Here is an 11,413-nt window from a genome sequence, read left to right as displayed (position 1 = left end):
CGAGATGATCGCCGACCCCGAGCAGAAGATCGGCCGTCCGCGCCAGCTGTTCATCGGCGAAACGCCGCGCGAAGCGAAGCCGATTTCGCAACGCTGACCCTCGAGGCGCGCGCCGTTTCTGGCGCGCGAGCGCATTGCCTCCACGGGCGCCCGCACGTTAGGTCGTGCCGGCGCCCGCAATTTTTTCCGCGCACGTTCCTTGCTCGCGCCGCGATTTGCCACCGATTTCCCGCGGTACGCTCGCATATTCTTCGCGCATTCGCCGCCAACGCGTGCGCCGAAGCCACTACAATCGACCGCAAGCGAACCGTACCGCAACCCTTTGCATGGGACCCAGGAGGCAAGCAATGCAGGATCCTGAAACACTCGGTGGCGTCACGCGCTCGAGCGGCGTGGATCATCCCGACCAGGACACCCGGGAAACCGACGGCGCATTCATCGCGCCCGAAACGCCCGAGGTCGCAAGCGCCGACCAGCATGTGCTGAAGTCGGGCGGAACCTTCATCGTCAACGATCCGCTCGGCGACATCACGGGCATCGACGACGGCCTGTTCGTCAACGACACGCGCGTGCTCTCGTCGCTGCGTCTCACTTTCGGCGGCCGCGTGCCCTCGCTGCTCTCGGGCAGCGTGAGCAGCGACAACGCCGTGTTCACGGCCCACCTCACCAATCGTCCGCTGCCGCCGCTCGGCGGCGCCACCACGCCCGAAGGCGTGATTCACGTGCAGCGCGAGCGCGTGCTCTCCGGCACGATGATGACCGAGGCCATCGAACTCACGAACTACGGCACCGAAGACGCCGTGGTGCCGCTTTCCATCTCGTTCGCGAGCGACTTCCGCGACATGTTCGAAGTGCGCGGCCTGAAGCGCGAAAAGCGCGGCACGCTCATGCCGCCGCGCGTGGAAGACGGCGAGGTGCGGCTCGAGTACATCGGGCTCGACAAGGTTGCGCGGCGCGTGCGTATCGAGTTCTCGCCCACGCCGAGCAAACTCCTCGCCGATCGTGCCGACTTCACGGTCGATCTGCCCGCGCAGGCCTGCGTCTCGGTCTATCTCACGGTGGCGATCGAAGTCGAGGCATTGCCTGGCGCCGCGCCCGGCACGCAGAGCGCGGGCATCTTCCAGCCGCCGCATTGCCTCGCGGATTCGCAGGAGCAGCGCGTGGGCCGCGCCGCGCAGCGCGCCGCGCTCGTGGATTCGCATATCGTGATGCGCGAACGCCGCCGCGCGGCGGCGCACCTGCGTTCGAGCAATCCGCTCTTCAATGCGTGGATCAACCGCTCGATCGCCGACCTCGGTCTGCTCACTACCGACCTGCCGACCGGCCCTTATCCCTATGCCGGCATTCCGTGGTTCTCCACGCCGTTCGGCCGCGACGCGGTCATCACCTCGCTGCAAACGCTGTGGCTCACGCCCGCGCTCGCGCGCGGCGTGCTGCGTTTTCTCGCGGAACATCAGGCGCGCGAGGACTCGGCGTTCCGCGACGCGGCGGTCGGCAAGATCATGCACGAAATGCGCAAGAGCGAGATGGCCGCCACGGGCGAAGTGCCGTTCGCGCTCTACTACGGCGGGGTGGATACCACGCCGCTCTTCGTCGTGCTGGCGGGCGCTTACGTCGAACGCACGGGCGACGTCTCGCTGATCGACGAATTGTGGCCGGCGCTGGAACGCGCCGCGGCCTGGGTCGCAGGTGTGTGCGACCGCAACAAACTCGGTCTGCTCGACTACCGGCGCGAATCGGAAGGCGGCCTCGCGAACCAGGGCTGGAAGGACAGCCACGACTCGGTATTCCATGCGGACGGTCGTTTCCCCGATGGCCCGATCGCGCTTGTCGAAGTGCAGGCGTACGCGAGCGCGGCGTTCGAAACGATGTCGCGCTTTGCCACGCATCGCGGCCAGGTGGAAGACGCGGCGCGCTATGCCGCGCGCGCCGCGAAAATCCGCCGCTGCGTGGAAGAGAAGTTCTGGATGCCGGAGTCCGAGTTCTACGGCATTGCGCTCGATGGCCACGGCGATCTTTGCCGCGTGCTTGCGTCGAACGCGGGTCATCTGCTCGCCTTCGGGCTGCCTGAAGAGGAGCGCGGCCGCGCCGTGGCGGAAGTGCTCGAATCGGCGCTGTTCCATACGGGTTGGGGCGTGCGTACGCTCGCAGCGGGACAGGCGCGTTTCAATCCCATGGCGTACCACAACGGCTCGGTCTGGCCGCACGACAACGCGCTGTGCGCACGCGGTCTCGCGCGCTATGGCCGCAAGGCGGCGGCGGTGCGTTTGCTGCAGGCACTGTTCGAGGCGGCGGTGACGTTCGACATGCGTTTGCCCGAGCTATTCTGCGGGTTCCCGCGCCGGCGCGGCGAGCCGCCCACGGCGTATCCGGTGGCCTGTCTGCCGCAAGCGTGGGCCGCGGGTTCGCCGTTCATGATGCTCGAAGCGTGTCTTGGCGTGACGATCGACGCGGCGCGCAACGAGGTGCGCGTCGAGCAGCCCATGCTGCCCGAAGGCATCGACTGGCTCGAAGTGGGCGATCTGCGCGTGGGCAAGCATACGGTGACGCTCATGTTCCGCCGCGTGGACGGCAAGGTCGTGGCATCGGCCGACCGCAGCGACGTGAAGGTCGTGGCGTTGCTGTGAGCGCGCGGTTGTGGGCCCGGTTGTGGGCCCTTTAGTGGGCCCTTCTTTGAGCCCTTTTTTGAGCCCTTTAGTGCTTTAGTGAGCTCTGGCGCGGGCTTTGAAAGCCCGCGCCGGGCTCATCGATTTACCTGGCGCTCGGGTGATCGACGCGCTCCAGCGTGAACTGCGGCGCGACGCAGCCCGTCTCGACACCCATCGTGTTGACGATGCGCGGGGCGTCGAGTTGACTGAGTTGTGCAGGCTGTCCCGGCGTGCCGATGCACAGTCCGCGCATGCGGAGGGCGGACTAACGCACGTCGCGCGCTACGCGGCACGCGGCGAGATCCCACGCGCCGCTGCCGACCGTTTTGAACAGAACGGGCGCGCCGTCATGCTTCGCGCCCTCCGCCACGGCGGAGCCGATCGTGCGCACGTTGGCCCAATCGACGCCGGCCTGCAGCAGGTCGCCGGCTTCTTCACGCGCGGCGGCCAGATCGTCCACGAACACGCGGCTTGCGCGCACCGTTTCCGGTGCGATTTCGGCGGCGTCCGGCGTGAAAGCGCCCACGCCGATTACGAGCCGGTCCTCGCGTGCCGAGGCGTCGTACACGGGCGTCTTGCTCGTGGTTGCAGCGATGACCACGTCGACTTCTTCCGGCACCGCGCCGCGCGCGGGCGTCGCGTGCACGCCGGACTGCGCGAGGTGAGCGCGCAATGCCGCGTCGGACGTCTCAGTCCGGCCCTTCACGTAGAGCGTCGCCGCCGGATACAACTGGCCGATCGCCTCGGCATGAAAACGAGCCTGCTGTCCGGTGCCGATGACCAGAAAGGCGCGTGGCGCGCCGGGGTGAAAGACGCGCACGCCCAGCATGGAGAGCGCCGCGGTGCGCCGCCCCGTCACGGTCGGGCCGTCGAGGATGAACTCCGGCTGCCCCGTCGCGCCGTTGCACACCGTCACCGCGCCGAAGATGGTCGGCATGCCGAGCGCCGTGTTGGCCGGGCACACGCTCACGAGCTTGTGGATGGCGATGTCGTCGGCGCTGGCGGGCATCGAGAGCATGACGCCGTTGCCTTTGAGCGGCACGCCCGTGCGCACGGGCGCGTGAATGCGGCCCGCGTCGTGGTCCTGCGCGGCCGTGGCGAGGGCGTCGAGCAGCGTGCTGAAGTCGAGCAGGCGCGCCGTGGCGGCGGCGTCGTAAATCGCGATGGGCTCCATCGAATCTTCTCTCCTGATGAATGATGCGTGGGTGTGGCCGCGTGAGTTCCGACCCCGGCCTCAAAAGCGGTCGATGCGAAACGGCGCGAGATCGACGGCAGGCGTCTCGCGCGCCATCAATTGTGCGACGAGTTCGCCGCTGAGCGGCCCGAGCGTGAGGCCCAGATGCTGATGGCCTGTCGCGACGAATACATTCCGCGCGCCGCGCATCTCGCCGATCATCGGCAGATAGTCGGGCAGCGTGGGGCGATCGCCGTACCAGCGGCTTGCGACCTGCGCCGCGCCCGCGCCCGGAAAGAGCGTCTGGAATTGCGTGGCGAGCAGATCGGCGCGGCGCCAGTCGGGTGCGCCGCGCGCGCCGAGTTCGACGGTGCCGGCAAGCCGGATGCCCTGCGCCATCGGGTTGCAGGTGAAGCCGCGCTCGACGAAGCTCACGGGCACGCGCAACGTCTCTTGTGAGGGCCCGCCGAGCTGGACGTGATAGCCGCGCTCGTTGGTCAGCTCAATCCTCGCGCCGAGTTGCTGCGCGAGTTCGGCGCTGCGCGAGCCGGCCGCGATCAGCACCTTCGCGGCCGGGTGCATCGCACCGTTGAGCATGAAGCCGATGCGGCCGTCGGGCAGGGCGCGCAATGCATCGACGGCAGCGCGCGTGAATCTCGCGCCCGCTGCGAGCGCGGCCTCGAAAACGCGCTCGACGACCTGCTGCGGATCCGTGACCGAAGCCATGCCGGGAAAGTAGCGCGCATGGCTGATATGCGGCGTGAGCGAGGGTAGATAGTCGCGCCGCACCTGCCCGGCCGTGAGATTTTCGTAGCGCACGCCGTGCCGGTCGAGCAGATCGAGTTGCGCGCGTTCCGTTGCGCGCGCAACGGGGTGCTCGAACACGTAAAGCGAGCCGATGTCGCGAAAGAGGTCGCCGGCGATGTGCCGATCGAGCAGGCGACGCCAGGCTTGCGCCGCGCCGGTCACGAGACTTGCGAGCGCACGCGTATTGCGCCGGTAGCGCGGGCGCTGCGCCTGGGCGGCGAACTCCAGCAACCATGGCGCCATGCGCGGCAGGCTGCGTTTGTGCAGACGCAGTGGGCCGTCGCGGCGCAGCAGCATGCGGGGCAGGCCGGCCATCGTTTCGGGGCTCGCGAGCGGCGCCACATGATCGACCGCGATCAGACCCGCGTTGCCGAACGAGCAGCCCGAACCGGGCGGCGCGCCGTCGACGATATGCACACGCATGCCGCGCTGCGCCAGATTGAGCGCGGCGCAGACCCCGATGATGCCCGCACCGATGACGACGACGTCTTCCATGTCAGTCTCGCGACGAAGAAGTGATTTCGTCCGATGCTAACCCAACTATTTCCTATAGGAAACTTTTTTCTGATCGTATGTCTTGCGTGTTCGACCCGCAGATCAGCGTAGGCCTTGCGAGGCGCTGTAGGCGCTCGCCTGTTCGAGCAGCCACGCGCGGAACATCTCCAGCGGCTTGCCGTGGCTGAGTTCGGTGGGATAGACGAAGTAGTAGCCGCCATCGGCAATAGCCGGGGCTTCGAAGGCAATGACGACGCCGAACCGCTCGAGCTGGCCTGCCACGAAGAACTTCGGCACCAGCGCCACGCCGAGTCCGGCGGCGGCCGCGGCGATCAGCATCGTGTGCAGCTCGTAGCGCACGCCGTGCATGGTGGCGTTGTCTTCCACGCCGAGGTCGGAGAACCAGCGCGTCCATGCGTCGGGGCGCGTGGTGGAGTGCAGCAGCGGGTAGGCGAGCAGTTCATGCGCCTTTTTGATGGGGCGCGCGAGCAGCGACGGAGAACAGACGGGCACCACTTCCTCGCCGAACAGAAAGTCGGACGACGTGCCGGGCCAGGTTGGCTTGCCGTAGTGGATCGCGGCTTCGAAATGCGATTCCTCGAACGAAAACGTCTCGGTGCGCACGCCCATGTTCACGCGCACGTCGGGCGTGCGGTCGTAGAAGTCCTTGAGGCGCGGAATCAGCCATTCGGAGGCGAAGGTCGGCAGCACGGCCAGTTCCAGATAACCGCCGCCGCTGCCGTGCGCGATGATGGAGAGCGTGTCGCGATCCAGATTTTCGAGCGCACGGCGCACCTGGGTGCTGTAGAGCCGGCCCGCGCGCGTGAGCACGACCCGCTGCTTGGCACGCACGAAAAGGCGCACGCCGAGATTCGCCTCGAGCGTGGCGATCTGGCGCGATACCGCGCTTTCGGTGAGGAACAGCTCCCTGGCGGCGTGCGTGAAGCTCTCGTGCCGCGCCGCGGCTTCGAAGGCCGTCAGCGCGCCGATGTTCGGGATCTTGAACTTGCGCATGTTGATTCCAGAAACTCATCAAGTGACAATTTAATCTCGCTTTACGCGGTGCGCAACCATTCGAATAATGCGTTTCACGTATAGCTGGCCGAAACCGACGGCCAGAGGCCCGTTTGACGACCACTGCCAGGCGGCAGGTGGTCCTTTCCTGTGAGACTGGTGATGCGCAATTCGAACGTAGAACGCTTGTTGTCCGCGCTGCTTGGCCGCGAGAAAACCGCGACCCTCTTTGCGACGCTGAACTTTCCTTCGATGCTCGAAGACTGGGAAAGCGGCACCGTCACGCGCGCCGAACTTGCCCAGGCAATGAACATGGCGCTGTTCGAAGACCTGCTGGAGCGCTCGCCCAATGGCCGTGCGTACACGAACGATACGGTGGCGCAGGGCGGCGCGGTGTACTTCGACCATGGCGCGCTGCGCACGGTGCGCTGGGCGCACAACGGCGCGCTGCCGCCCGGCGAAGCGGCGTTCACGCGTATTCTGCGTCCGCTCGGCTTTCGCCTGAACGGCCGCTATCCGCTGGACAAGCTCGGCATGACGGGACGCGCCTACGCCCACGAAGACGCGCCCGACGAGATCGCGCAATTCTTCGTGAGCGAGCTGCACCCCGAGCGTTTTTCGGCGGCATTCCAGCAAGCCGTGACGAACGTGGTGGGCGCGTCGAAAGATCCGCTCACGCCGCTGGCCATTGCGCAGCTCTCCGAGCTCGAACGCGACGGCTCGCTGCCGCTCGATGCCGCGCTGCAGCTGCTGCCCGTGATCGTCGGGGCATTCGCGCGCCAGCACGACGTGCCATCTATTTCGGATTACGAGACATTGCTGCAGGAATCCGCGGAAATGGCGTGGATCGCAACGGAAGGCAACGCCTTCAATCACGCGACCGACCGGGTGGAAGACGTATTCAGGCTTTCGGACGACGAGAAGGCCAAGGGGCGGCCGATGAAGCCCAGCGTCGAGACCTCGCGCTCGGGCCGCGTGTTCCAGACGGCGTATCGCGCCGACACCGTGACGCGCGAGTTCCGCGCGGCCGACGGCCGGCGCGTGTCGCGCGAGGTGCCGGGCTCGTTCTACGAGTTCATCACGCGCAAGCGCACGTTCGATCAGGTCTCGCGGCGCTGGCAAACCGATTTGCGCTTCGATGCGGGCAACGCCACGGGCATCTTCAAAATGACCGCGAACGCTGCGTAAGCATGAAGGATCAAACGCCCGGCGCGCCGTCCTGCGTGTCCGGGTGCGGTTCGTTGATGAGCCAGAGGACCTCCGCGTCTTCTGCGCTCGTGGAGACGGCCGCATGCCCCGTGCGGCTGTCGAAATAGAGGCTGTCACCGGCTTCGAGATGCGTCGGCGCGTAAAGCTCGGAATAGAGGCAAACCGAGCCGCTCAATACGAAGAGAAATTCTTCGCCTTCATGCCGGCCCCATTCCGTGAACTCGTCCAGCGAGTGCGCCGTCACGCGGATGCGAAACGGGTGCATCGCCTTGTGGGCGAGTTCCGTTGCCAGCAATTCCATCTGATAGCAGCCTGCCGAATGCTGCTGCCCGCCGCCCTTGCGGGTGAGCGCGCGGCGTCCGCTCGCGCGCGGCCTGGGCGCCTGGCCGAACAGTTCGCCCAGGTCGATCTTCAGGCCGTGAACGATCTTCTGCAGCACGTCGAACGTCGGCGACATGACGCCGTTCTCTACCTTCGAGAGCGTGGAGCGCGACACGCCGCACACGCGGCTGGCGGTCTCTAGCGTGTAGTCGTGCTTCAGCCGGGCCGCCTTGAGGCGCTTGCCCAGCTCCGCCGAGGCGTTCCCGGCGGGCTTGAGGGACGGGGTTTCCATTCGGGAACTCGGGGTGCTTGCTGATGCTTCGTTGAGGGTTCGCTGAGGATTCGCTGAGGATTCGCTGAGGATTCGCTGGGTGCGCGCATCGTACTCTATGTTTCCGATCATAACATTTGTGTATCGCGCGACGCTTGCTGCGCCATGCCGCGATTAACAAGTATGACTAAGCAAGTCGGCCGCCTGGAAGTTGATGATTTCTGACGCAGACCCAGACGGCGCAAGGCATGGCGGGCGCACAAGCCGCTCACCGGATGACATCCACGCACAAGCGGGCATATCGGGGCCATCGGGTATCTCCCAATGCCTGCGAGACCGCGTCACGCGTTGCCGTATTCCCCCGCGTGAGCGGGCTTGATGAGCGAAGCGCATTACGTGGTGATTAGATTTCGTTTGATGCCGCCGGAACCGCTGCCGACAATCCGTTCACGTCCCGCCGTCCTGCAGCGACGGCGCAAGACGAATCCTGTGCGCCGAAGGTCCGCGTGACCATTCGGACGCATCACGTGCCGGCTCCAGATACCGAAGGAATATCGCATGCCTCCTCGTTTCCTCGCTTCTCGTCGTGGCTGCGCGATCGCAGCGTCGTTGATGTTGATTGCCGGCGCGGTGAGCGCGCAGGAAATGGTCGTGAAGATCGGCGTGGCCAGCCCGCTCACGGGCGGCGGCGCGGCGTATGGCAAGGACATCGAGAGCGGGGTGCGGATGGCCGTGGACGAAGCCAACGCCGCGCATCCCACCATCGGCGGCAAGCCCGTCAAGTTCGTGATCGATTCGCAGGATGACCAGAGCGATCCGCGCATTGGCGTGCAGGTCGCGCAGCAACTCGTGGACGACAACGTGGCGGTCGTGATCGGCCACTTCAATTCGGGCACGACGCTGCCGGCTTCGAAGATCTACGCGAAGGCGGGCATTCCGATGATCACGCCGGCCGCTACGAATCCGGCCATCACGCAAAGCGGCTCGCCGACCATCTACCGCGTGATCGCCACCGACTCGCAAAACGCCGGCAACGCGGGCAACTATGCGGCGACGGTGACGAAGGCGCGGCGCATTGCCATCATCGATGACCGCACGGCCTTCGGCCAGGGCGAAGCCGACGAGTTCGAGAAGGCCGTCAAGGCGAGTGGCGGCACGATCGTCGCGCGCGAGTTCACGAACGACAAGGCCGTCGATTTCAGCGCCCAGCTCACGAGCATCAAGCGCACGAATCCGGATCTCGTGTTCTTCGGCGGCCTCGACGCGCAGGCCGCCATGATCGTCAGGCGCATGCGCCAGCTTGGCCTGAAGGCGCAATTCCTCGCCGGCGGCGGCGTCATGGACGCGAACTTCATCAAGCTCGCCGGCGATTCCGCCGATGGCGCTTCGGTATGGGAATACGGACAGCCGCTCGGCACGCTGCCCAAGGGCAAGGGCTTCGAGGCGAAATTCAAGCAGAAATACGGTATCGACATGCTTGCCTACGCGCCGTTCGCCTACGATGCAGCGTGGGTCGCCATTTCGGCAATGGAGAAGGCGGGCTCGGCGAATCCGGCGCAGTTCAACGCCGCGCTGAAGGCCACGAACTACGACGGCATTACGGGCAAGATCGCGTTCAATGCCCAAGGCGACCTCAAGAGCCCGAGTTCCACGCTGTATCAGGTGAAGAACGTGGCGTGGGTGCCGGTCACGACGCGAACCGCGGACTGACCCGCAACGCCGTTGCTTCGTTGTTGGGCGCCGCTTCTGTCGGCGCCCAACGCATTGTTTCCAACAGGAAATCGATAGCGCGCCGGCAGGGCGGCCGCCTGCCATTTTCATGGCGGGAAGCCGAGCGGATGCGAGACCTGGGGCATGGCGGAATTCCCTTGGATTTTCGTGTTGTCGCGCGGAAATTGCGCGTGTATAGTTTCCTAAAGTAGCAATGTTTCGTATCGGAAATTTTAAGGGATTCTACCTATGAAAGCCTCCTCCATCCTCTCGGACCTCGGTATTTCCCAGCTCGCGGAAGCGGGCGACATCGCCGTGCATTCGCCGATCAACGGCGAACTGATCGGCCGCGTCGCGAGCCAGTCGGCGGCCGACGTCGACGCCGTGCTCGCGAAGGCGCAGGAGGCGTTCAAGACCTGGCGCAACGTGCCCGCGCCGCGCCGCGGCGAACTCGTGCGCCTGCTCGGCAACAGGCTGCGCGAGCAGAAGCGCGCGCTCGGCAGCCTCGTCTCGCTGGAAACCGGCAAGATTTTCCAGGAAGGTCTGGGCGAAGTGCAGGAAATGATCGACATCTGCGACTTCGCGGTCGGCCTCTCGCGCCAGCTTTACGGTCTGACGATTGCTTCGGAGCGTCCCGGGCACCGCATGGCGGAAACATGGCATCCGATGGGCGTGTGCACCGTGATTTCCGCGTTCAATTTCCCGGTCGCCGTGTGGTCGTGGAACGCCGCGCTCGCGCTCGTGTGCGGCAACGCCGTGGTCTGGAAGCCTTCGGAAAAGACGCCGCTCACCGCGGTAGCCGTCGACAAGATCATGCAGGACGTGTTGAAGGAATTTGGCGATGTGCCCGAAGGCCTCACGAGCCTCGTGGTTGGCGGCCGCGAAGTGGGGGCAAAACTCGTGGCGGATCCGCGCTCGAATATCGTGAGCGCAACGGGCAGCACCGAAATGGGCCGTACCGTCGGCGTCGAAGTCGCGCGCCGCTTCGGCCGCTCGCTGCTCGAACTGGGCGGCAACAACGCGGGCATCGTCTCCGCCACCGCCGACCTCGAACTCGCGCTGCGCGGTATTCTGTTCTCGGCAGTCGGCACGGCCGGCCAGCGCTGCACGTCGCTGCGCCGCCTCTTCGTGCACGAGAGCGTGTACGACAAGGCAGTCGAGCGCCTGAAGACGCTTTACGGCAAGGTCGTGATCGGCAATCCGCTGGAACAGGGCACGCTGATGGGGCCGCTCATCGACGAGCAGTCGTTCGCCCGTATGCAGTCGGCGCTCGAGCAGGCGAAACGCGAAGGCGGCAAGGTGTTCGGCGGCGAGCGTCACACGGTGGCGGGCAACGAAAAGGGCTTCTACGTGCGCCCGGCGATCGTCGAGATGCCGTCGCAAACCGAAGTTGTCCTGAAGGAAACCTTCGCGCCGATTCTTTACGTCCTCAAGTACAGCGACTTCGGCGACGCCATCGAGGCGAACAACGCCGCCCACCATGGCCTCTCGTCGTGCGTATTCACGACAGACCTGCGCGAGAGCGAGCGCTTCACGTCGGCCTCGGGCAGCGATTGCGGCATTGCGAACGTGAACATCGGGCCGAGCGGCGCGGAGATCGGCGGCGCGTTCGGCGGCGAAAAGGAAACGGGCGGCGGGCGCGAGTCGGGCTCCGACGCCTGGAAGGCGTATATGCGCCGCGCGACCAACACGGTCAACTATTCGTCGGCGCTGCCGCTCGCACAGGGCATCGATTTCAACGTCGGATAAGCGCGTTTGGCGTAG

At 65.9% G+C, this 11,413-nt stretch carries 9 protein-coding genes; 4 read left to right on the top strand and 5 right to left on the bottom strand.

The genetic code is table 11. The annotated features are described in order from the left end of the window. The first annotated feature begins 347 nt into the window (after window positions 1-347). Window positions 348-2,627 (top strand): amylo-alpha-1,6-glucosidase, encoded by a 2,280-nt coding sequence (locus C7411_RS15025; RefSeq protein WP_110385055.1) that lies wholly within the window; start codon window positions 348-350, stop codon window positions 2,625-2,627. A 124-nt stretch (window positions 2,628-2,751) separates the two neighbouring features. Here the strand turns inward: C7411_RS15025 and C7411_RS37525 are convergent, their stop codons facing one another. The 4 genes from C7411_RS37525 to C7411_RS15010 all read right to left on the bottom strand — a co-directional run bounded on the left by C7411_RS37525 (window position 2,752) and on the right by C7411_RS15010 (window position 6,138). Next, window positions 2,752-2,901: a hypothetical protein gene (locus C7411_RS37525; RefSeq protein ID WP_165822811.1), complete on the bottom strand. Its 150-nt coding sequence runs from the start codon at window positions 2,899-2,901 to the stop codon at window positions 2,752-2,754. 12 nt (window positions 2,902-2,913) lie between these two features. Next, the gene (gene lhpI, locus C7411_RS15020) at window positions 2,914-3,822 is read right to left on the bottom strand and encodes a bifunctional Delta(1)-pyrroline-2-carboxylate/Delta(1)-piperideine-2-carboxylate reductase (protein WP_110385054.1); all 909 of its coding nucleotides are present in this window, start codon (window positions 3,820-3,822) and stop codon (window positions 2,914-2,916) included. 60 nt (window positions 3,823-3,882) lie between these two features. Then, entirely contained in the window at window positions 3,883-5,124 is a 1,242-nt protein-coding gene (locus tag C7411_RS15015) for an NAD(P)/FAD-dependent oxidoreductase (RefSeq protein ID WP_110385053.1), read from the bottom strand. A gap of 102 nt (window positions 5,125-5,226) precedes the next feature. Next, window positions 5,227-6,138 (bottom strand): LysR family transcriptional regulator, encoded by a 912-nt coding sequence (locus tag C7411_RS15010; protein ID WP_110385052.1) that lies wholly within the window; start codon window positions 6,136-6,138, stop codon window positions 5,227-5,229. Window positions 6,139-6,300: 162 nt separating this feature from the next. On the opposite strand from C7411_RS15010, the gene C7411_RS15005 reads away from it, so the two are divergent. Continuing rightward, window positions 6,301-7,326, top strand: coding sequence for a DUF1338 domain-containing protein (locus tag C7411_RS15005; protein WP_110385051.1), 1,026 nt, complete (start codon window positions 6,301-6,303; stop codon window positions 7,324-7,326). A 10-nt stretch (window positions 7,327-7,336) separates the two neighbouring features. Here the strand turns inward: C7411_RS15005 and C7411_RS15000 are convergent, their stop codons facing one another. Further along, window positions 7,337-7,960 (bottom strand): helix-turn-helix domain-containing protein, encoded by a 624-nt coding sequence (locus tag C7411_RS15000; protein WP_110385050.1) that lies wholly within the window; start codon window positions 7,958-7,960, stop codon window positions 7,337-7,339. 591 nt (window positions 7,961-8,551) lie between these two features. On the opposite strand from C7411_RS15000, the gene C7411_RS14995 reads away from it, so the two are divergent. Further along, on the top strand, window positions 8,552-9,649 hold the full coding sequence (locus C7411_RS14995; protein ID WP_373682589.1) for a branched-chain amino acid ABC transporter substrate-binding protein: 1,098 nt from the start codon (window positions 8,552-8,554) through the stop codon (window positions 9,647-9,649). 249 nt (window positions 9,650-9,898) lie between these two features. Then, entirely contained in the window at window positions 9,899-11,398 is a 1,500-nt protein-coding gene (gene amaB, locus C7411_RS14990; protein WP_110385048.1) for an L-piperidine-6-carboxylate dehydrogenase, read from the top strand. The last annotated feature ends 15 nt before the right edge of the window (window positions 11,399-11,413 follow it).

It is taken from the genome of Paraburkholderia silvatlantica (genome assembly GCF_003096715.1).
GTDB classification, from domain to species: Bacteria; Pseudomonadota; Gammaproteobacteria; order Burkholderiales; family Burkholderiaceae; genus Paraburkholderia; species Paraburkholderia silvatlantica.
The sequence above is the reverse complement of the archived record's forward strand: the minus strand, read 5'-3'. Positions and strand labels throughout refer to the sequence as shown.